Origin of the sequence: Streptomyces sp. NPDC005931, assembly GCF_042871235.1 — a bacterium.
GTDB lineage: Bacteria > Actinomycetota > Actinomycetes > Streptomycetales > Streptomycetaceae > Streptomyces.
The window spans coordinates 300,198-319,866 of sequence record NZ_JBIAIG010000006.1 but is presented as its reverse complement, the minus strand read 5'-3'; the positions used below and the strand labels follow the sequence as shown (position 1 = coordinate 319,866).

Genomic DNA, 19,669 nt, shown 5'->3' with positions numbered 1-19,669 from the left:
GTCAGGAGATCGAGCGGACGCGGCACCACAGGAGAAAGGAGGTTGTGCCGAGACGGAGCCATAAGAGCCGGCTTCCGCGGCAGGCGCACGCATTGACTTGCTCCCCGTCCGCAGCCCTCCGGATTCCGCACGTCATGTGCCGGCCCGGCAGCGGTCGCCCTGCAGCGCACCGGCGACGGGCCGAGACACGGCCCTGGGCCTTTCCGGAATCCGAGGCTTTCCCATTCCTACCAGAAGAAAGACGACGAGATTGCGACAGAAACTGAGCAGGGGACTGGTCGTGGCCGCCGCCGCGACGGGCGTCATTCCCCTGTATGTCATCCCGGCATTGGCGGACTCGCCAGCCGAGGTTCCCGTGAGCACCAGCAGTGCCGGCCCGCAGGCGGCACACGGTGCTCCCGAGGTGTCCGCACCCGGCGACGACCGCGAGCGCGACATCTCCGGCGGCGACAGCCGGCACGGCATCGACTCGGTGGCATCCGCAGTGTCGGCTGCGTCCGCGGCCTTGGCATCGGCGGCATCAGGGGCATCGGCGGGCTTCGGCGACACGCCCACCACCCTGCCTGACGCCGCGCCACCGGCCATGCGGGAGCAGACGTCACCCGCCCACCACGACGGCTACGGCGAGGACAACGGCTACGGTCAGGACGAGGCCGAAACCGGCTACGGCTCCGACGACGGCTACGGCAAGGAGCCGGAAACCCCCGGCTACGGCGACACGCCGACCCCCAAGCCCTCCACCACACCACCGGCCAAGCCGAAGCCCACCCCACCCGCCGACCCCGGCCACGGCTACGGCGAGGACCACGGCTACGGCCACGACGACGGCTACGGTGAGGAACCGGACGCCCCCGGCTACGGCGACAGTCCGACGAAACCACCGGTGACGAAGCCTCCCACCAAGCCACCGGTGACGAAGCCGCCGACCACACCTCCGGCCACCAAGCCACCGACCACACCACCGGCCACCAAGCCACCCACCACACCGCCGACCAAGCCACCCGCCACTCCCCCGACGAAGCCGCCGTCCCTTCCCGACACCGGAGCCGGGGAGCAGGCTGCCCTGGTCTCGGGGGTCGCCGCGCTCCTGCTGGCGGCCGGCGTCATCCTCTACCGGCGAAGCCGCGCCGCGACCCGTCGGTAGGGAAGCGACCTGGGTGCCCCACGCATCGCGTCCGGCACCCGGGTCGTCCGGCATCTGTCCGGCGCCCCAACTCCTTTACACTGAGCAGCAAGCGAATCGTCCGCATATGCCGGTCTCATGATGCGTGGTCGGTCGACCCTGGTACCGATACTCGCCCTGCTCCCTGTGGTGCTGTGCGCGGTCCCCGCGCGTGCGCAGGGCGAGGGGGCTCGCCACGGCCCGACCTTCGGCGCACGCGCTCTCCAGGCTTTCATCGACGGCGTTCAGTTCGGTGTCGTCATCGCGATCACCGCGGTGGGGCTGTCGTTGATCTTCGGGACCATCCACCTGATCAACTTCGCGCACGGCGAGTTCGTCACCATCGGTGCCACCTTCGCGTTCTTCCTCAACGTCTCGCCCGCGGGTCCCGGCTGGCACCTCGTCCCCGCAGCCGTCGCAGCCGTCGCGTTCGGGGCTCTGGTGGGCTGGGCCGTCGACCGCGGCATCTGGCGGCCCCTGCGCGCCCGTGGCACCGGGCTGATCAACATGTTCATCGTCACCATCGGCCTGTCGCTGCTGCTGCGCCACCTGATCCTCGTGCTGTACGGCAACCGTCCCGCCTCCTTCGCCCAGTACGACATCCAGAGCGCCATCGACGTCGGACCGGTCGGCATCACGCCACGTGACCTCACGGTCACCCTGCTCTCCGTTCTGGTGCTGCTGGGCCTCGCCGCCTTGCTGCAGAGAACTCGCATCGGCACCGCCGTTCGAGCCGTGGCCGCCAACCGTGACCTCGCCGAGGCATCGGGGATCGACGTGCGGCGGATGGTGAGCATCGTCTGGATGACCGGCGGCGGGCTGGCCGCGTTGGGCGGAGTCTTCTTCGGACTCGTGGAGGTCATCACCTGGGACATGGGCTTCAAACTGCTGTTGCTCATGTTCGCCGGCATCGTCCTGGGCGGTCTCGGCTCGGCCTATGGTGCCATGGTCGGCAGTCTCGCCATCGGCGTCGTCGCCCAGATGTCGACCCTATGGTTTCCGGTCGACCTGCAGTACGCCTGGGCGCTGCTGGTGCTCATCGTCGTTCTGCTCGTCCGGCCCCAGGGCATTCTCGGCCGCCGTGAGCGCGTCGGGTGAGGGGGCGGCATGGACGTCTCGCTCATCCTCTCCGACGCGCTCCGCTCCGGCATCGGCCCCATCGCCGCGATCTACGCCCTCGCCGCCATGGGCCTGAATCTGCACTTCGGGTACACCGGGCTGCTCAACTTCGGCCAGGTCGGCTTCATGCTGGTGGGTGGCTACGGACTCGCCATCACCGTGGCGACGTGGGGCCGGCCGATGTGGCTCGGCGTGCTGGCCGGACTGGGCTGCGCGATCGTGCTGGCCCTGCTGCTCGGCGTTCCCACCCTGCGGTTGCGCGCCGACTACCTCGCGATCACCACGATCGCTGCCGGGGAGACCCTTCGGCTGTTCTACCGCTCCAGTTGGGCCGAGCCCGTCACCGGTGGCGTGTACGGGTTGCAGAGATTCGCGGGCGGCTTCTACGACCTCAATCCCCTCCCGCGCGGCAGCTACGGCGTGGGGCTGGTGAAGTTCGGCGCCCGTGACCTCTGGGTGATGACCGTCGGCTGGTCGATGGTGGCCCTGGCCGCGGTTCTGCTCGCGTTGCTGGTCCACAGCCCCTGGGGCCGTGTCGTCCGGTCGATCCGTGAGGACGAGACGGCCGCTGCCGGATTGGGCAAGAACGTGTACGCGTACAAGATGACGAGTCTGGTGCTGGGCGGCCTCATCGGGGGCGTTGCGGGCATGCTGCAGGCGATCCAGGTGCAGTCGGTGAATCCCGACGGCTTCGATCCAGCCGTCACCTTCTTCCTGTACACGCTGCTGGTGCTGGGTGGGGCCGGGCGCGTCCTCGGCCCGGTCGTGGGCTCGGTGCTGTTCTGGTTCCTGCTGACCTTCCTCGACAGCGGCCTGCGTCAGGCCATCGGCGCCGGTTACGTGTCCCCCGAGCTGATCAGTACCGCAGAGGTCGGTGCTGTGCGCTTCGCCCTGGTGGGAGTGGCCCTGATCCTGCTCATCGTCTTCCGACCGCAGGGCCTGCTCGGCAGCCGGAAGGAGATGCTGCTCAGTGGCCGGTGAAACCGCTAGCCCGGACGGAGCTCCGGGTCCCGCACCCGGCGTCCCGCGTTCCGCCGCCGGTCGGCTGACCGGGATCGCGGCCGAGCCCGGAGTGCGCAAGCCCGAGCCGCTGCTCGTCATGGACCGGGTGACCCGCACCTTCGGGGGCCTGGTCGCCGTGCGGGTCGAACACCTCGAACTGCAGAGAGGGATCATCACGGCACTGATCGGACCCAACGGTGCGGGAAAGACCACGCTGTTCAACGTCATCAGTGGATTCGACCGGGCCGCCCATGGCCAATGGTCGTTCGACGGAGAACCCCTTACCGGCCGTCCGGCGTACCGGGTGGCGCGGAGCGGTCTGGTGCGAACGTTCCAGCTCCCCCGGACGCTGCCCCGCCTGACGGTCATGGAGAACATGCTGCTGGCGGCCCCTCGGCAACGCGGCGAACGACTGCTGCCCGCCCTGCTGCGACCGTTGTGGCACGGGCAGGAGCGGGCGGCCGAGCGCAGGGCCGACGAGCTGCTGGAGCGGTTCAGGCTGGCGCCCCTCCGCGAGGACTACGCGGGTTCGCTCTCCGGTGGACAGCGCAAACTGCTGGAACTGGCACGCTCGCTGATGTCCCGGCCGGTCATGCTCCTTCTCGACGAGCCGATGGCAGGCGTGAACCCGGCGTTGACCCAGGCCCTTCTCGGACACATCACCCGGCTGCGTGACGAGGGACTGACCATCTGCTTCGTCGAGCACGACATGGACGTGGTCATGGGCATCAGCGACTGGGTGGCCGTGATGGCCGACGGTGCCCTGGTGGCCGAAGGCCCGCCGTTCACGATCGGCCGCAACCCCGCCGTCGTGGACGCCTACCTCGGCAGGCGCCACGACGAACCGGTGACGAGGCCCGAGGAGGAGTGACCATGGCCGAGCATGACGACCGTCGGACGGACACCACGCCCGGCCCCGAACCGGCGCTGGCAGCCGACGGGATCGTCGCCGGATATGTACCGGGAGCGGATGTGCTCCGCGAGTGCAGCATCCAGGTGGGCCCCGGCGAGCTGGTCGGTGTCGTCGGACCCAACGGGGCGGGCAAGTCGACCTTCGTCAAGGCGGTCTTCGGGCTGCTGCGCGTGCGCGGTGGGACAGTACGGCTCCGGGGTCGGGAGGTCACCAACCGGCCCGCGCACGAGCTGGTGCGCCACGGTGTCGGGTACGTGCCCCAGTTGCAGAACGTCTTCCCCGAGCTGACCGTGGAGGAGAACCTGCGCATGGGGATCTATCTGCGGCCCCGGGCCTACGCTCGGCGGGTCGCGGCGATGGAGGACCTCTTTCCCGCACTGGCCACCCGCCGCCGGCAGAAGGCCGGCTCCATGTCCGGCGGCGAACGCCAGATGCTCGCGATGGCGCGTGCGCTGATGATGGAGCCTCGGCTGCTGCTCCTGGACGAGCCGTCGGCCGGTCTGTCGCCTCTCCACCAGGACCATGTGTTCGAGCGGGTGAAGGAGATCAACGGCGCGGGCGTCGCCGTGCTCATGGTCGAGCAGAACGCGCGCAGGTGCCTGCAGATCTGCGACCGCGGCTATGTCCTCGACCAGGGCCGCAACGCCTACACGGGCACCGGCACGGCCCTCCTGCACGACGAGAAGGTGATCGAGCTGTACCTCGGCACCCTCGCCCGCGTCCGCTGACTCGCCCTCCGGGTCGCTCCGCCCGGAGTCCGTGGTCACTCCGGGGTGCTCTCCTGTGTGCGCAGCGTGCGCAGCTGCGCCTGGTCGTCGTAGCCGTACACCTCGATCGTCGCCCGGCCCGGCTCACCTGCGCCGGTGAAGTCGAGCGGACCGCTCACGCCGTCGTAGTCGATGTCACGTCCGGCCGCGAGCAGCTTCTTGCACTCGGCGAACGACCGGCACTTGTCGCCGTCCTTGGTAATGGCGTTCATCTCCTTGGCGAAGACCTCCGGGTTGTCCGACTCGGCCTGCTCGGCGGCGAGTGCGATGGTGTTCACGCAGTCGAAGGCCTGTGGTGCGTACTGCACTTCCTTCAGCTTGGGCGCGAACTCCTTCAGATCCTTCACGTACTGCTCGTTGCCGACGGAGGCAGGAGCCGTGCCCTTCATCCCGGCGAGCCGCTCGGGATCGCCGGAGGAGACCAGCGAGGGCAGTTCCTCGCTGCGCAGTCCGTCAGCGCCGTAGACACCGACACGATCCGGTCCGAGCCCCGCCTCGAGCAGGCCCTGAAGGATCTGAGCACCCTCCTCGAAGGCGATCACCACGACCGCGTCGGGGCCGGTGTTCCTCACCTGCTGCACGATCTGGTCGAAGTTGGTGGCCCTGGGGTCATAGGTCTCGGCGAGCGCCACGGTCGCGCCGCCTGTCTCGAGGGACTCTTCGGTGGCCCTCAGCAGCCCACGCCCGTAGTCGTCCGCCCGGGCGATCAGGGCCACACGCTCGTGGCCGTCCCCCCGCACGACGTCCGCGAGGACCGGACCCTGCAGGACGTCGCTCGGTGCGGTACGGAAGTAGAAGCCGCCGTCGTCGTAGTCGGTGAACGTGGGGGCCGTGTTGGACGCCGAACACTGCACCACTCCTGCGCCTGTCACCCGGTCGATGAAAGCGAGTGACATGCCGGAAGCCGCGGCGCCGATCACCGCGTCGACCCCGGCGGCGAGAACGCGGTCGGCGGACTGAGCCGCGACGGCCTCTTGACCGGCCTCGTCGCTGGAGACCACGGCCGGCACGGGCTTGCCCAGAACCCCACCGGCGTCGTTGATCTGCTGGATCGCGAACTTCACCGACTCGATCTGCGGCGGTCCCAGATAGGCCAACTGCCCCGTCTCCGGCAACACGTAGCCGAACTTCAGCTCACCGTCCTCGTCACCGGCCGGGACGGCGGACGCGGTGACACCGGTCCCGCCAACCGCCGAGATCAAGAGAGCAACCGCACTGGCGCAGATCGCACAACGCCGCGTCGACGCTTTCATGCCCGCCTCCTCTCCTCGGAGGCGACGGAAGGTCGTCAGGCGGCCTTCCGCCTGCCTTCCCTTCCGAGAATAGAACACCTGAACGGCACCCTCACCTGTTGCCGACCGGCCGGCTTCCTCCCGCGGCGGCGCGACGGCCGTCGAGTCGCAGAAGCGGACCGACTGCACGCCCTCCCTTCTGCTCGGCCCTGCGGCTGCCGGCGCGTAGCCGGGGCAACCACGACGGAAAGCTATCTTCCGCTTGTCGTGGACGCGATGATGCACGAATGCAGCGTGTGTCGAAGGCGTGGCGCTGGCCCCTGGGCGGCGTGGCCGCTGCCGGTGCCGGTTCGATGTTCGTGCCGGTCGGCGGGATGCTCTGGACCCATCTGCTGGTGTCGCTGGGCGCGACCTCCGTGCTCGTACGGCTTGCACACCGCGAGGTACCGTTCCCGGTGGCGTTGATGCAGTGGCGCCTGGGAGGCGATGATCCCCGCGTCCTGCGCGCCCGTGCACTCTCGGCGGTGGCATGCCTGCCGCGGGGCCGTGTCGGTGTCGCGGTAACGCGGCTGCAAGAAGTCCTGCCGGAGCTGACCCGCGTGATGGGGCCTGATCACCCCGACACCCTGTCGGCCCGACGCCTGTCGCTGCAGTTACGGGGAGAGACAGGCGGCCTGCCCGACCGCATCGCGGCGATGAAGGCACTGCTGAGCGACGTCAACCGCGTCCTCGGCCCCGGCCACCCGGACACCCTGGCCGGGCACTACTGCGTGGCCGAATGGCTCAACCAGGACGGACGGACCGAGGAGGCCGAGGCCGCCTACCTGGATGTCATCACCACGGGCACCCAGGAGTTGGGTCCCGACCACAACATCACGCTGATGGCCCGCAGTTCACTGGCCATCCTGCATTACTACGGAACCGCGCAGGACAAGCCGCGAGCCGTGGAGGAGATGGCCGCCGTCGTCGACGGCATGGAACGCACCCTCGGCCCTGAGCACTCCAGCACGGCCGCCACCCGCCGCCTCCTCACCCAGTGGAGCAGCGCCACAACCACCGATCCCACCAGCAGCTGATCGGGCTTGTCGCCGCCATCGTCCCGGCCACCGGGCAGGGCGGAGCCGTTCTCGCCGAGCCGAACACCGAACTCGGCGAAGACGTGCCTCATTGCTCTCAACGTTCCGCATCACGGTGTGGGACGGGACGCCGAAGTTGCCCCACCTGCCAGAGCCACCGGATCAGCCGATGCCTGGACGGCACCGGCTGATCGGATCCAATTCCTCTGCCAGGGGTGCCCATGGCGGCACTCTCGACACAACCGCCGATCCCCGAAGGAATCACCGGCGGCTCAACTGCCGCATCCCCCGGAGAGAATGGGCGGCCCACCGGTTGGATGCCCCCATCCAATCGACTGCCGCGAGATGCGGTCAAGGCTCTCCCGGTGGGGTCACGCAAATAGCGGAGCGCAACATTCCGCCCTCTCCGGAGCTGTACCACCTACCGCGCGACGGGTGGGCCCGTCGGCAGCAAGGGTGACGCCGGCTGCTCGCTCCGAGCGTGGATCGCGCACGTCGAGTCGTCCGGTCCCGCGTCGACCGCGGTGATCCGCACCTCCCGCTGGGCTCGTCGCGTACGTCGTCGCAACGGGGGGTGAGCTGTCACGAAGCCCCGAATCGGAGCTTGTACTGCGCTTTCCCGTTGGGAAAGTCGTCGAGTGTCCCACTGCCCCAGTCATGGCGGAAATACGCCTGGTACGTGGAGTCCCGGACCAGCTCGGCCATCCGGTCGATGAAGTAGGGGGAGTCCCCTCCCCCGGCATAGGCGTCGCCCTTACGGTACAAACCCCATTCCGGGTACGACTTGGGCTTGTTGTGCGCGGCGGCGAACGCCTTGAACTCATTGACCCCCATGGCAGTGGTGAGGGTGTGGTTCCACCGCTGCACCGGCGTGGCATCGGGACGCTGCCACCACACGTCGTAGATGTTGAGCCCCACGATGTCGACATAGGCGTCGCCGGGGTACAGCGTCTCGAACGACGTGACCCGGCCCGCGGTGCCAACGGCCATGTTGTAGTCGAACTGGAAGGCCGCTCCGGCACGAGCACGCATCAAGGTGACCACCCGGCGGAACATCGCTCGGTAGGCTGCAGGATCGTCGGTTCCCTGCCACGACCCGATGTTCCTGTTGTTCCCCTCGTAGCCGAGACGGACGACGGAATCTCCCAGGCCGTTTTTGATCATCAGGTCGGCAAGATTCCGGAACTGGCTGTCGTACTGGCCGCGAAGCCCTTCCGCGTAGGTTCCGCCCTTGGGCAGCAACGGCAGTCCGAGCACGAACTCCCGGTCGGCTCCGGCTTTCTTCCAGTCGCCCCAGTACTTGGTTGCGTACTGATTCCACAGGGTGTTCTCGGATGGATCCAGATAGTCGGTCGCATCCACCTGGGACCGGCCGAGCCACGCCCGGAACCCATTCACCTCGGTGGTCTTACCGGGGCCAATGTACACACCGAGGCGAGACGGAGTGATGACACCTTCCGACGGCACGGCCATACAGCCGAGCATAACCAGCGCCAAGGCCAGCATCGTCGCCAACTTGCGTTTCATTCTCATCCTTCTCGACCGGCCCGCGCGAGATGCGGATTTCCACGCCACGACCGCGCCCCGACCACCCGGTGCGCCCCATGGCCCCGCCATTCTCAGAACGGCCGCACACACAGGCAACGAAAGATCGCTACTACGCGGCTACGTAGGAAGAATGGGCCTTGCTGTGGGCTCGTCCGCATGCTGTCCCTCCCCCCTGGCCCACCCAGCACCTGTGACGCCGTCAGAAAAGCCGCACGGCTGACCGGAACGCCGTCGGCGTCGGTCTGAGAGAAGGCACACCCATGGACGGACGTCGCATCCGTTATGCACCACAAGCATCAGTTCGTCCTGGATGGCGCACTGCTACCCGGCGTCGTTGAGGCCGAGCGCAGCATGGCGGATATCACATCAGCGGAAGTTTCACCCGTTCGGAGCACTGCACCCGGCGAACCGCCACCGCGGTTGCCATAGTGGATCGGCAGACGAGCTGCACCCGTCCGGGTGGGCTTGCGGCACGTGAGGCCCGCCCCCTGCGCCTCTCGAACGGGGCACACCGGAGGACACCACGGACAGGCGGAACTCCATGCTGACCGAAATATCCGACTATGACATACAACCGGGCCTTCTGGTGGAATTCTGGGCGCGCCCGCGACTTCCGGGAGAGCCCCCCGACGACAGCCGACCACCGTCGTATCTCCAGGAGGCGCACGTCCGCTCCGTGGACGCGATGCGCCGTGCCGGATGCTGGTCGCCTTCCTGGCTGGCCATGGCCTTCGACCTGCCGGGCAAGGTGGGCGTCGAGCAGCTCGGCTCGGTCCTGTCCGCCTGGATCGACCACCATGAAGCAGTGCGCAGCGGATTCCGGTTCGCCGACAAACACCTGCGGCGTTTCACCTACGCGAGCGGGGACCTGGTCGTACGTCCCCGGGTGGTAGGCCGGTTCTCCTCGGGACGGGCCGTCGGCGTACATCTGGAGGCGGTGTTCGACCGAGCGACGGATCCGCTGGCCGGCCGTCCTCCCTTCCTCGGTGCCGCGGTGGTCCGCGAACGGTCGACGACCGTGTTCACCGCGTTCGACCACAGCCTCACGGACGGATACTCCTGTTCCCTGGTGCCGCACGAGGTGCACGAGCTGCACTCGGCGCTCCTGGCCGACCGCGACCCGGACCTGGAGCCCGCCGGCAGCCACGCCGACTACAGCGCGGCGGAACGCGCCGAGGCCGACGGCATGGAAGCGGATCATCCGGGGGTGCAGATCTGGCAGCGGTTCCTGGACCGCACGGGCGGCGTCCATCCGGAGTTCCCGCTGGAGCTGGGTGTGCCGGCCGGGCAGGCACCCGAGTCCGCAGGACGACTCGAGGACGTGATGTCGGCGCCTGGTGCGGAAGCGTTCGAGGCAGTCTGCAGGCAGGCCGGGGGCCGTTTCCACACCGGGCTGCTGGCCGCCTGCGCCATCGCCGCGTTCGAGGCCGGTGGATCCCAGGACTTCTGCACCACTGTGCCGATGCACACCCGCTTCGAGCCCCAATGGGTGCTGTCGCAGGGGTGGTACGTCAACGTCCTGCCGGTTCACATCCGGGTAGGGGCCACCGAGAGCTTCACCGAGGTCTTCGCCCGCGCCACAGCGGCCATGCACACCGCCCTTCGCGCGGTCCGTGTGCCCAGCATCCGCGCCTGTCAGCTGATCGGCGCGTCCCCGGCACCGCGTTTCACCGTGTCCTACATGGATCTGCGCGTGGTGCCGGGAATCGAGAAGTGGCCGCGGTGGAACACGCGGTGTCTGGGCAAGTCCGACCGCGGTGACCACGTCTTCATGTGGTTCCATCACGGTCCCGAAGGGGTGTCGGTGACGACGGCCCACCCCGAAACGGCCGTAGCGCGGAACAACGTGGCCGCCTACGTCCATCGTGTCCGGCACGTCATGAACACGGTCGCGACAACCGGCGGGTACGAGGTACGCCGGCCCATGGCACGCACCAGGCTGAGCCCACCGGCACCGCTGCACGACTTGTCGGCCCGTAGGCAGGATCCTGCCGGTTCGGATGCGGCGCGTGCGGTCCGGAACACCCGCAGTTCCGGTGACCCCTATGGCTGAGAAGGTGGCGCTCACCGCCGCGGAGGGCATCCACGCCGGCAATCCGAGGGTCCCGCAGACATTCGCCGTTGCGGCGTTGTTCTCCGGCGGGCCTCCGGACCTCGAAGCGCTGCGCGGGCGGGTCGCCGCCCGCTGGGGGCCCGTCACGAGACTCAGGCGGGTGCTTCCGGTGAGCCGCCCTCCGCTCGGGGTGGGCCGGCAACGCTGGGACGTGCTGGACCACTTCGACCCGGCCAGGCACGTCGTCGCGTCCGCCGACGGCGGTGATCTGACGGACCTGCTCGCAGCGACAGTGTCCCGCCGACTGTCCGCAGGCCTCCCGCCGTGGAGGCTCCGGGTCGTACCCCACATCGGCCGCGACGGCTTCGCGCTCGTCCTGACCGTGCACCACGCCCTGATGGACGGAGCATCGGCGCAGACCCTGCTCGACCGCCTTCTCGACGGCCCCTCTCCTCCGGCCGGACGAAACGTCTCTTCGGCACCGGTCGGCGACCACGGCCCCACCCGCCCAGGGGTGCCCACCGGCGACACGGGAGCCGCACGTCTCACGCTCGGTCTGCTCCGCCCGAGCAGACGCCTGCCGACAGGTTCCACCCGAACTCTGCCGCAGGCGACCTGGAGGCCGCTCGATGCCGGAGTGTTCGCAGCGGCCAGAAACGCCCTGCCCGGCCAAGCCGTGACGCGCACCGAGATGGTGCTGGTCGCGGCCGCCGGTGCCCTGAGAGCCGTCTACGGGCCGCCGGAGGCCTGGGCGGGCAGACCGGGGCCGGTCTGCGCCGGAGTGCCGGTCAGCACGCGCTCCGAGACCGGCGAACTCGGCAACATGCTGTCGGGTCTGCGCGTCACCCTGCCGGTCACCGCTGCTCACCCGCGTGCGCGCCTGACCGCCTGCCGGGGGGTTGTCGGCGCCCTGCGCACGGAGCACGCGCAGATCGGCACCCGCGTGCTCGAGACGGCGGGGCGGCTGGGGCCCCCGGCGCTTCGTGGACTGGCGGCTCTCCAGCCGCACATCGCACCGATCGGATGCACCAGCTTCCGCTGGAAGCAGGGCCCTTGGTCCCTGGAGGGCAGGCCGCTGACCCGAGTGATCATGGTGCCCGCCCTGTCCGTCGCGGGAACGTGCTACTTCGTCGTCACCGAATGCGACGATGCCCTTACGTTGTGCGTCGGCGCCCACGCTCCCGCGAGGCACGCGCGCCTCCTGGCGGCCGCCTTCGAACGGGAACTGGCCGTTCTCGCGCCGCCGGAGAGCCTCCCGGTCGGCTGAGCGAACGACGTCCCTGCGGCACGACAAGGCCGACTCGCGAGCGCTTCCGCGCCGGGATGTGTGCACACGTGGCGCCGCGCCGGGTCACGAGGGGCATGACACCGACCGGCTCACGCGCAGCAGTGTGCGCAGTGATGATGCGAGGTGGCCGGACCGGGTAGGTGAGGAAAGAGGGCCGGACACGCGCGAGCGGAGGACGCGCCGATGGATGCCAGCGAGGACATCACGGGTGCATACAACGACGACAGTGTGGTCTTCCGGGTCCTGCGCCATCTCGGCTGGGACACCCTGGCCAACATCGGCTACTTCACGCTGCCCACGGTGCCGATCGCGGCATGGGCCGGTCCGGTGCCGTTTCAGCGCCGTCTGGCGCGCCGGTCCCTGGCATTGCTGGGTGCCGCGCCCGGGCAGCTCGTACTGGATGCCGGATGCGGAAGCGGTGACACCACGGCGCGGTTGGGCACTGCGGGGTGCCGGGCACTGGGGGTGGACGTCCAGCCCGCGCAGATCGACCGGGCACGTCGCCGGTTCGGCGGCTGCTCCGGCACGCATTTCGCCGTGGCCGACGCCAGGGCTCTGCCCCGACAGGCAGCGGGGATCCCGCTGACCGACGGTTCCTTCGACCGAGTGCACTGTCTGGAGGCCGCCTTCCACTTCGGCCACCAGGGTCGTCAGTCCTTCCTGAGCGAGAGCTTCCGGCTGCTCCGCCCGGGTGGCCGACTGGTCCTCGTGGACGTCACTTCCCGCACCGGGCAGCCGATGGCAGAGCTCGACCCGAGCGGACTCGTGCGCGGGACGTGGCGCTTCGACGACATCGAGGCGTACGAGCGGTATCCGCTCATGGCTGCCACGGCCGGCTTCACCACGCACCGCGTCCTGGACTGGACCGCACCGGTCCTCCACAGGGCCGCCCAGCTCTGTGCCCTGTTCACCGGCGCCGCGTCCACCCGGGTCGGCCGTCGGGCACTGATCCTGCGGTGGCCCGGCCTGAGATCCCTGAACGCACGCGACTGGGCCGAGGTGATCGCCGTCGTCCGCGCTCACCGGGCCGTCGGACATGCCGCCTGTTATGCGGCGTACGTCTTCGACAAACCCGCGGACGGCTTCGACGACGTTCCTCTGTAGCGCTCCGGTCACGCCCGCGTACGCGGCATCGGTGACCGCCATCGCCCGGAACAGCAGCGGAGACTCGTTCATGTCTCACTCCGCGGGCCGTCGTACCGGTGCGCCGGATCGGTGCACTTGTGGTCGTGCGCCGCGCCCTTCGACGTCCGGCCGAGTCGGCAGCACGGCTCCAGCGGCGGCGGGGACTGCCCCAGGGCGCGGCGTCTGGCCCAGTCCTGTTCGGCCGTGACCCGCTTGTGGTGGGCGTACTCACGGGCGGCGAGCCAGACGAAGAAGCCGGCCGTGTAGAGCAGGCAGAGGGAGACCGGCCAGTACGGGGTGCGAGCCAGCCAGGCGGCGCCCGCGGTGAAGAGGAGGGCAGCTGCGGAACTGGCGTGGGCGTAGCGGAGGCTGGATGTCACAGCGAGCTCCCGGTGATCGGCGCATCGGTGGGGTGTGGAGCCGGAGGCGGTGAAGCCCTGGCGCGGGTCGCGGAGTCGTGGAGGCGGGGCTCGTCGGGCTCCTCGCCGTGGTCGGACCGCGGTCGAGGACACGTGGGTCGTCGGCGGTCACGGCGGTTCCCCTGCCCCTGCCGTGCGACGGCGATCCGCTCGAACTGTTCGGGCGCTCGGGGGCCGCGCGGCGCCGACCGATGGGAAACGGGCGCCGCCTCCAGGCGGCTGCCCTCGGCGCGGGCGGCGGTGTCGTCCCGACCGCGGCGGGCGGTGCGACGGACGTGCAGGAAGGCGGACCGGACGTCCCGTACCACGGGCATCAGCGGCTCCGGCGGCGTCGGTGGACCAGCTCGCGCACGGCACGTGCCGCTCGGCCGAGGCCCAGCAGGGCGGCACTGATGGCGACGGTTCCGCCGGCGACGAGGACACCGATGAGGCGGGCCCCGTTCACGCGGTTTCCCCGTGCCGGGTGAAGGCGGTCTCCAGGGTTTCTGTGATCACGGGTGCTCCGGGTGGCTGGGAGGACGGCGCAGGTCGCGGGCGGGCGGGCCGGCCGGAACCGGACCGATGGCGGAGGTGCCTGCTGTTCCGGACAGGAGCGGCCTGCGCCCCTCCCTGGTCGGTGCTGCGGGGCACACCGCACCATGTGCAACGGCCGTGGAGCGCGCGGGTCGCGGCAAACCACTCGCAGGTGGTGAGGTGTGGTGATGTGAAGAGTTCAAGGCGCGGCTCTTGCGTCGTGCACCGAGTGCGGTTCGGGCGCCGAGGGCGCCTTCGTCGACGGGCCTCCAGGCGCAGATGAAGGCGTGCCGTGACGGGTGCCGCAGCTCCGGCCGTCACGTCCGGGGGATCCACGCGCGGGCCCGAGCCCACCTACCTCGGGACCATGCGGTGGGAGAGCCGCTGAGGCGAGCCGCGCAGGAGTTGGCCGGCGGCTGGAACCCGAACGCCTCCGAAGGCGTTCTCCTTCTGTGAGTGGGTGGATGTGCCACCCGCCTGCGCATCGGGGACGACGTATGAGTGACAGGGCCCTCAAATTGTTCGAGGCACTCGACCTCGACCAGGACGGGCTTCTCACCCGAGAAGAGGTGATCGTCGCCCTGCGGACGAAGGGACCGTCCCTGGCCGCCTCGGGCGTCCTGCCGGTCTGGGGGGTGCAGGACGCCGACGCCTCCTCCGCGATGTTCGACGCCGCCGACCAGGACGGAGACGCCGTACTGACCCCCGAGGAGTTCACCGCAGTGGTGGACCGGCGGTTCGGCTGGAGCTGACACGACGGGAGCCGTACGAGGAGTGCCCCCGCGTCGGGGTTTGATCCCGACGCGGGGGCACTGCCGTGCGCTGAAGGGGTTGGTTCAGAAGGCGAAGACCGAACCGCCTGCACCGTCCTTGACGCAGGTATTGCCGAAGGTGTGCTCGTAGTCCACGCGCTCGCCGCGCCATACGCCCTGGGCGGTCACGACGACCGGCCGGTACTCCTTCGTGCAGTACCGCCCGTCCCTCTCCCCGAGCGTGATCAGGCGGTCGAGGTCTCCCTCCGCCTCGGCCAGTTCGGCACAGGCATTTCGCACATCCGGGTGCGTGCCGGAGGGTGTGGGCGCGCAGTTCAGCGTGACCGCACGCTCCGCTGTCGTCCCGGCGGCCTTCTCGCCGTGACCGACGGTCAGGACCAGGGCAGAGGGCGCATACAGAGAAGCGGGGGCGCTGGGTGCGGGGGCGCTGTGGGCGGGCGCGCTCAGGGGCCACGACAGGGCCGCAGCGACCAGAGCACCCGCCGTCGTCCAGCGTGTCATCGGTCGCATGGTGTCTCCTTCCGTTGATGTATCCGGTCGCGCCGAAGTACCCGCTTCGTCCCTCTCGTCCCATGAGGGGCGCGTGGAGGGTGTGCCGACAGGACGCTGTTGCGCACTAAATGAGTGGCTTGTTGAGCAAGGCATGTCATTTCAGGCGCGCAGGTGAAGGTTTGTCACGGCGGATGCCGTACACAGCGGATGGCTGAAGCCCAGCGCATACGGAATGGCCTGAACGACTTGCCATGACCGGCTCGGGAGACCGTTGGCCGGTCCGGCCCGTGCTCGGGGCCGGTCAGGGAGTCCGGGGGGACGCGATCCACCCCAGTGACCGCTCGACGGCTCGCCGCCAGTTGTCGTACTCCGACTCCCTGCGCTCGGGGTCCATGTCCGGCAGCCACTGGGCGGCACGGTGCCAGTGCCGGCGCAGGACCTCCAGGTCCGACCAGTAGCCGGCGGCGAGTCCGGCGGCGTAGGCGGCACCGAGGGACACCGTCTCGGCGACCATGGGCCGCACCACGGGCACGTCGAGCACGTCGGCCACGAACTGCATGAGCAGGTTGTCCGCCGTCATGCCGCCGTCGACCTTGAGTTCCTTCAGCGGGACGGGGAAGTCGGCGTTCATGGCGTCGACGACCTCCCGTGTCTGCCAGCCGGTCGCCTCCAGCACGGCCCGAGCCAGGTGTCCCTTGGTGATGTACGAGGTGAGGCCGACGATGACTCCGCGAGCGTCACTGCGCCAGTGAGGCGCGAAAAGTCCCGAGAACGCGGGGACGATGTAACAACCACCGTTGTCCTCCACCGTCCGCGCCAGGGTCTCGATCTCCGGCGCGCTGCTGATCAGGCCAAGGCGGTCACGGAACCACTGGACCAGGGAACCGGTGACGGCTATCGAACCTTCGAGGGCGTACGCAGGCGGCCGGTCCCCGATCTTGTAGGCGACGGTCGTGAGCAGGCCGTGGCGCGACCGGACGACCTCGGTGCCGGTGTTGAGCAGCAGGAAGCTGCCCGTGCCGTACGTGCACTTCGCTTCTCCCGGGGAGAAACAGGTCTGGCCGAACAGGGCGGCCTGCTGGTCCCCGAGGGCCGCTGTGAGGGCAACGCCCGGCAGGACCGAACGGGCACCACCGTATCGTTCGGCGGAGGAGCGGATCTCGGGCAGCATCAGGCGGGGAACCCCGAAGTAGGCCAGCAGCTCCTCGTCCCAGTCGAGGGTGCGGATGTTCATCAGCATGGTCCTGCTGGCGTTGGTGACATCGGTGATGTGCAGACCGCCGTCCGGGCCGCCCGTGAGGTTCCAGATCAGCCAGCTCTCCATCGTGCCGAACAGCACGTCGCCGTTGCCGGCCCGCTGCTCCAGTCCGGGGACGTGGTCGAACAGCCAGCGGATCCGCAGGGCGGAGAAATAGGTCGACGGCGGCAGACTGCAGCGCTCGAGGAAGAAGGCGTCCCCGGGTTGCCGCCGGAGCTTCTCGACGAGCGGTGCGGTGCGGGTGTCCTGCCAGACGATCGCCCGCCCCAGCGGCGCACCGGTCCGGCGGTCCCAGAGCACCGTGGTCTCCCGCTGGTTCGCCAGGCCCAGGGCGGCCACGTCCTCCGGGCCGACGCGGGCAGAGGACAGGGTCTCGGGCACGATGCGCTGCACGTTGCGCCAGATCTCGACGGCGTCGTGCTCGACCCATCCAGGCCGGGGGAAGTGCTGCTGGTGCTCCCGCTGGGCGACCGAGACCAGCCGCCCCTGATGGTCGAACAGGATGCACCGGGTGGAGTTCGTACCCTGGTCTATGGACATCACATACCGTTCAACCATGATCGGATCTGCCTTCCGATGTCGGGGCGGCGGGGCTACCAGCGCATTGCGCCCAGGTCTCTGGAAATCGCCCGTGCGGCCTCCCGTAGCAGGGTGATCAGGGTCGGCCGCGGGTGGCCCTTGCTGTCGCAGATCCTCTCCACCGGGCCGGACAGTCCGATGGCTCCCACCACGAGACCGCCGTACCCCCGGATCGGCGCGGCGACTCCAGCCTCACCCATGCTCATTTCCTGCACCTCGGCGGCCCATCCGAGGTCCCGTACCTCGGCGAGCGCCCGGTTGAGGTCTTCCGTGGTGACCAGGGTGTGCCGGGTGTAGGCGTCCAGCCCGGAACCCAGTGCGGCTTCCAGCGGCGCCGTCCCGAAGGCGAGGAGGACCTTTCCGAGCGAGGAGGCGTGCAGAGGCAGCAGCGAGCCGACGTCCAGGGTCTGGAGCGTGTCGTCCGGCCGGAACACGTGGTGGACGACGAGGACGTTGCCCTCCAGGGGAGTGCCCAGACGGACCGCTTCCCCGCTACGGGCGGCCAGCGCATCGGCCCAGTTGATGGAGCGCGACCGCAGCTCGTTGACGTCCAGGTAACTGGTGCCCAGGTGCAGCAGAGCGGCACCGAGCTGGTATTTTCCCGTCGCCTCGTCCTGCTCCACGAAGTCGACGTGCTGCAAGGTGCGCAGGATGCCGTGGGCCGTGCCCTTGGCCAGCCCCAGCGAAGCCGCCACCTCGCCGAGCCCGAGTCGGCGCGGGCCGGCAGCGAGCAGGCGGAGAATCGCCGCCGCCCGTTCGATCGACTGCACAGGGCCGGCCACAAGGCGAGCCTAGTCCCGCACGCAGGGGTCTGCCGTGCGGGAGTCCCGCCCGATTCATGCCGATGAGGGGCATCGTTCGGTAATGCCGACCGTCATTCGTTGACCGGCCTTCTCCGGCTCCCTAACCTTCCCAGTGCCCCGGCGATTCGCGCCGGCGCCCGGCGCAGGCATGCGGCGCTCACCTAAGGACGGCGGAGATGGCGGTTCAGCTCAACACGCGGCTTCGCGAAGCAGTCGAGCACGTGGGGCCGCTCCCGCATGATCCCGGCATCGTGTCCGCCGTCCGTCGACACGCCAGGGCGGTGCTCATGGACTGGAACGTGTCCCCGGCCGTCGTCGACGACTCCCTGCTGGTCGTTTCCGAGCTGCTCACCAACGCGATCGTCCATGCCCTGCCTCCGGCGGAACTGCGGCTGTCGTGGAGCGCGGCGGAGGGGCTCGGCATCCTGCGTGTCGAGGTCACCGACGGGGGTCCCGCACGTCCGGCGGGTCGGTCACCGGAGGGGATCGACCCGGACGAGCACGGCAGGGGCGAGGACATCGTCAACGCACTGGCGACTCGATGCGGCATACGCGCCCACGCCGGCGGAATCACCCGGTGGGCCGATCTGGTCGCAGCGTGAACCGGGGGCAGCGCGGCTCGCGACCGCTCCGCGCGGAACCTACGTCACCGTGAGACCCTTCTGGACCACGTCCGTACGCCCTTCACGGCCTTTCGGCCCCGGGCGGCGCCACGAATTCGTACGTGGGCGAGGCGTTGAACACGCGTCCCGTGGCCTGGTAACCATGCGGTTCCAGAACAGAGAGAATACGGCCCTTTTCCTCCTCCGAATGCGCCTCGGCGAAAACCCTCGGCCGGTAACGGTGAAGAATGTCCTGAGCGCCCGCGAGTGCCTGTGCCTCCATGCCTTCGACGTCGAGCTTGATGACCGCTACGCGGTCGTTCACCAAGGTATCCAGCCGGCGCGTGTGCAGTGTGTGGTTCACTCGGTCGAGACGGACGTCCACCGTTCCCTCCCTGTCGGACAGTGCCCACAGAGAGGTTTCCACTCGGTCCTCCAGCCCATTCAGGTGCACATTGCGCTGCAGGCGGGTCATGGCTCCCGGCCGCGGTTCGAAGGCGTATACCCGGTCGGACGGGCAGCACAGCGCGAAGAAGATCGTGTGGGTGCCGATGCACGCGCCGACGTCGAGGTACGTGCCGGGAATCTGCAGTGAGGCAATGTAGTCGAGGAAGGCATGCTCGTAGAACTTACCCCGGAGCATCGGCCCGTACATGGTGCCGGGGCACTCCGGGTCGACACCCTCGTCGTCGAAACGGCAGATTGTTCCCGCGTACTTGATTTCGATCACGCATACTCTCCGATCGGTGATCCCCGGCAGGAGTCTTCGGGGGATGTGCGCGAGCCTACAGTCCGCGTCACGCCGCCCCATTGCACCGATGCACGTGTTTCCATTCGGCCGCTGATCGAGTGATGCGAGCCGGAGCAGGTACGAACATTTCCGGTGGAGGAAAAAGGGCCGGTAAAAGCGACCGCACGGCTCGGCTCCCTACGGACACGTACCGG

19 protein-coding genes are annotated in these 19,669 nt (G+C 69.3%); 11 read left to right on the top strand and 8 right to left on the bottom strand.

The window, feature by feature from the left end:
• Nucleotides 1-355: 355 nt before the first annotated feature.
• From ACFYOV_RS17455 to ACFYOV_RS17435, 5 genes are all read left to right on the top strand, one after another.
• Nucleotides 356-1,144, top strand: coding sequence for an LPXTG cell wall anchor domain-containing protein (locus ACFYOV_RS17455; RefSeq protein WP_389088550.1), 789 nt, complete (start codon nucleotides 356-358; stop codon nucleotides 1,142-1,144).
• 117 nt (nucleotides 1,145-1,261) lie between these two features.
• On the top strand, nucleotides 1,262-2,260 hold the full coding sequence (locus ACFYOV_RS17450; protein WP_389088548.1) for a branched-chain amino acid ABC transporter permease: 999 nt from the start codon (nucleotides 1,262-1,264) through the stop codon (nucleotides 2,258-2,260).
• 9 nt (nucleotides 2,261-2,269) lie between these two features.
• Nucleotides 2,270-3,262, top strand: coding sequence for a branched-chain amino acid ABC transporter permease (locus ACFYOV_RS17445; RefSeq protein ID WP_389088545.1), 993 nt, complete (start codon nucleotides 2,270-2,272; stop codon nucleotides 3,260-3,262).
• Nucleotides 3,252-4,154, top strand: coding sequence for an ABC transporter ATP-binding protein (locus ACFYOV_RS17440; RefSeq protein WP_389088542.1), 903 nt, complete (start codon nucleotides 3,252-3,254; stop codon nucleotides 4,152-4,154). The genes ACFYOV_RS17445 and ACFYOV_RS17440 overlap by 11 nt, the downstream gene beginning before the upstream one ends.
• Nucleotides 4,155-4,156: 2 nt before the next feature.
• Nucleotides 4,157-4,924 carry an ABC transporter ATP-binding protein gene (locus ACFYOV_RS17435; protein ID WP_389088539.1) on the top strand — a complete coding sequence of 256 codons (768 nt, stop codon included), beginning with the start codon at nucleotides 4,157-4,159 and terminating at the stop codon, nucleotides 4,922-4,924.
• Between the two features lie 35 nt (nucleotides 4,925-4,959).
• On the opposite strand, the gene ACFYOV_RS17430 is transcribed toward ACFYOV_RS17435, so the two are convergent.
• A complete protein-coding gene (locus ACFYOV_RS17430) occupies nucleotides 4,960-6,165 on the bottom strand; it encodes an ABC transporter substrate-binding protein (protein ID WP_389088536.1) in 1,206 nt (401 codons plus the stop codon).
• 317 nt (nucleotides 6,166-6,482) lie between these two features.
• Between ACFYOV_RS17430 and ACFYOV_RS17425 the strand changes: the two genes are divergently transcribed.
• On the top strand, nucleotides 6,483-7,271 hold the full coding sequence (locus tag ACFYOV_RS17425) for a tetratricopeptide repeat protein (RefSeq protein WP_389088534.1): 789 nt from the start codon (nucleotides 6,483-6,485) through the stop codon (nucleotides 7,269-7,271).
• A gap of 582 nt (nucleotides 7,272-7,853) precedes the next feature.
• Here ACFYOV_RS17425 and ACFYOV_RS17420 read toward each other — a convergent pair.
• Nucleotides 7,854-8,798: a glycosyl hydrolase gene (locus tag ACFYOV_RS17420; protein WP_389088531.1), complete on the bottom strand. Its 945-nt coding sequence runs from the start codon at nucleotides 8,796-8,798 to the stop codon at nucleotides 7,854-7,856.
• A gap of 562 nt (nucleotides 8,799-9,360) precedes the next feature.
• Here ACFYOV_RS17420 and ACFYOV_RS17415 point away from each other — a divergent pair.
• The 3 genes from ACFYOV_RS17415 to ACFYOV_RS17405 all read left to right on the top strand — a co-directional run bounded on the left by ACFYOV_RS17415 (nucleotide 9,361) and on the right by ACFYOV_RS17405 (nucleotide 13,264).
• Nucleotides 9,361-10,872 carry a condensation domain-containing protein gene (locus ACFYOV_RS17415; RefSeq protein ID WP_389088529.1) on the top strand — a complete coding sequence of 504 codons (1,512 nt, stop codon included), beginning with the start codon at nucleotides 9,361-9,363 and terminating at the stop codon, nucleotides 10,870-10,872.
• On the top strand, nucleotides 10,865-12,139 hold the full coding sequence (locus ACFYOV_RS17410) for a wax ester/triacylglycerol synthase domain-containing protein (protein WP_389088526.1): 1,275 nt from the start codon (nucleotides 10,865-10,867) through the stop codon (nucleotides 12,137-12,139). Before ACFYOV_RS17415 ends, ACFYOV_RS17410 begins: the two co-directional genes overlap by 8 nt.
• Before the next feature lie 204 nt (nucleotides 12,140-12,343).
• Nucleotides 12,344-13,264 (top strand): class I SAM-dependent methyltransferase, encoded by a 921-nt coding sequence (locus ACFYOV_RS17405; protein WP_389088524.1) that lies wholly within the window; start codon nucleotides 12,344-12,346, stop codon nucleotides 13,262-13,264.
• Between the two features lie 68 nt (nucleotides 13,265-13,332).
• On the opposite strand, the gene ACFYOV_RS17400 is transcribed toward ACFYOV_RS17405, so the two are convergent.
• Together ACFYOV_RS17400 and ACFYOV_RS17395 are read right to left on the bottom strand one after the other, a co-directional pair.
• Nucleotides 13,333-13,665 carry a hypothetical protein gene (locus tag ACFYOV_RS17400; protein WP_389088521.1) on the bottom strand — a complete coding sequence of 111 codons (333 nt, stop codon included), beginning with the start codon at nucleotides 13,663-13,665 and terminating at the stop codon, nucleotides 13,333-13,335.
• A 352-nt stretch (nucleotides 13,666-14,017) separates the two neighbouring features.
• Nucleotides 14,018-14,149: a hypothetical protein gene (locus ACFYOV_RS17395; RefSeq protein ID WP_389088519.1), complete on the bottom strand. Its 132-nt coding sequence runs from the start codon at nucleotides 14,147-14,149 to the stop codon at nucleotides 14,018-14,020.
• Between the two features lie 565 nt (nucleotides 14,150-14,714).
• Here ACFYOV_RS17395 and ACFYOV_RS17390 point away from each other — a divergent pair.
• A complete protein-coding gene (locus ACFYOV_RS17390; RefSeq protein WP_389088516.1) occupies nucleotides 14,715-14,969 on the top strand; it encodes an EF-hand domain-containing protein in 255 nt (84 codons plus the stop codon).
• A gap of 84 nt (nucleotides 14,970-15,053) precedes the next feature.
• On the opposite strand, the gene ACFYOV_RS17385 is transcribed toward ACFYOV_RS17390, so the two are convergent.
• From ACFYOV_RS17385 to ACFYOV_RS17375, 3 genes are all read right to left on the bottom strand, one after another.
• Nucleotides 15,054-15,500 carry a subtilase-type protease inhibitor gene (locus tag ACFYOV_RS17385; protein ID WP_389088514.1) on the bottom strand — a complete coding sequence of 149 codons (447 nt, stop codon included), beginning with the start codon at nucleotides 15,498-15,500 and terminating at the stop codon, nucleotides 15,054-15,056.
• A 283-nt stretch (nucleotides 15,501-15,783) separates the two neighbouring features.
• Nucleotides 15,784-17,298: a glycerol kinase GlpK gene (glpK, locus tag ACFYOV_RS17380; RefSeq protein WP_389088511.1), complete on the bottom strand. Its 1,515-nt coding sequence runs from the start codon at nucleotides 17,296-17,298 to the stop codon at nucleotides 15,784-15,786.
• A 35-nt stretch (nucleotides 17,299-17,333) separates the two neighbouring features.
• Nucleotides 17,334-18,101, bottom strand: coding sequence for an IclR family transcriptional regulator (locus ACFYOV_RS17375; protein ID WP_389088508.1), 768 nt, complete (start codon nucleotides 18,099-18,101; stop codon nucleotides 17,334-17,336).
• 197 nt (nucleotides 18,102-18,298) lie between these two features.
• Between ACFYOV_RS17375 and ACFYOV_RS17370 the strand changes: the two genes are divergently transcribed.
• Nucleotides 18,299-18,724 (top strand): ATP-binding protein, encoded by a 426-nt coding sequence (locus tag ACFYOV_RS17370; protein ID WP_389088505.1) that lies wholly within the window; start codon nucleotides 18,299-18,301, stop codon nucleotides 18,722-18,724.
• A gap of 82 nt (nucleotides 18,725-18,806) precedes the next feature.
• On the opposite strand, the gene ACFYOV_RS17365 is transcribed toward ACFYOV_RS17370, so the two are convergent.
• Nucleotides 18,807-19,454: an FkbM family methyltransferase gene (locus ACFYOV_RS17365; protein ID WP_389088503.1), complete on the bottom strand. Its 648-nt coding sequence runs from the start codon at nucleotides 19,452-19,454 to the stop codon at nucleotides 18,807-18,809.
• Nucleotides 19,455-19,669 lie beyond the last annotated feature (215 nt).

Bases quoted from the DNA above. Each gene is read 5' to 3' on its own strand.
- ACFYOV_RS17435 (WP_389088539.1), top strand. From the start codon at position 4,157: ATGGCCGAGCATGACGACCGTCGGACGGACACCACGCCCGGCCCCGAA.
- ACFYOV_RS17415 (WP_389088529.1), top strand. From the start codon at position 9,361: ATGCTGACCGAAATATCCGACTATGACATACAACCGGGCCTTCTGGTG.
- ACFYOV_RS17390 (WP_389088516.1), top strand. From the start codon at position 14,715: ATGAGTGACAGGGCCCTCAAATTGTTCGAGGCACTCGACCTCGACCAG.
- ACFYOV_RS17450 (WP_389088548.1), top strand. From the start codon at position 1,262: ATGATGCGTGGTCGGTCGACCCTGGTACCGATACTCGCCCTGCTCCCT.
- ACFYOV_RS17370 (WP_389088505.1), top strand. From the start codon at position 18,299: ATGGCGGTTCAGCTCAACACGCGGCTTCGCGAAGCAGTCGAGCACGTG.
- ACFYOV_RS17385 (WP_389088514.1), bottom strand. From the start codon at position 15,500: ATGCGACCGATGACACGCTGGACGACGGCGGGTGCTCTGGTCGCTGCG.
- ACFYOV_RS17405 (WP_389088524.1), top strand. From the start codon at position 12,344: ATGGATGCCAGCGAGGACATCACGGGTGCATACAACGACGACAGTGTG.
- ACFYOV_RS17425 (WP_389088534.1), top strand. From the start codon at position 6,483: ATGCAGCGTGTGTCGAAGGCGTGGCGCTGGCCCCTGGGCGGCGTGGCC.
- glpK (WP_389088511.1), bottom strand. From the start codon at position 17,298: ATGGTTGAACGGTATGTGATGTCCATAGACCAGGGTACGAACTCCACC.
- ACFYOV_RS17420 (WP_389088531.1), bottom strand. From the start codon at position 8,798: ATGAAACGCAAGTTGGCGACGATGCTGGCCTTGGCGCTGGTTATGCTC.
- ACFYOV_RS17445 (WP_389088545.1), top strand. From the start codon at position 2,270: ATGGACGTCTCGCTCATCCTCTCCGACGCGCTCCGCTCCGGCATCGGC.
- ACFYOV_RS17410 (WP_389088526.1), top strand. From the start codon at position 10,865: ATGGCTGAGAAGGTGGCGCTCACCGCCGCGGAGGGCATCCACGCCGGC.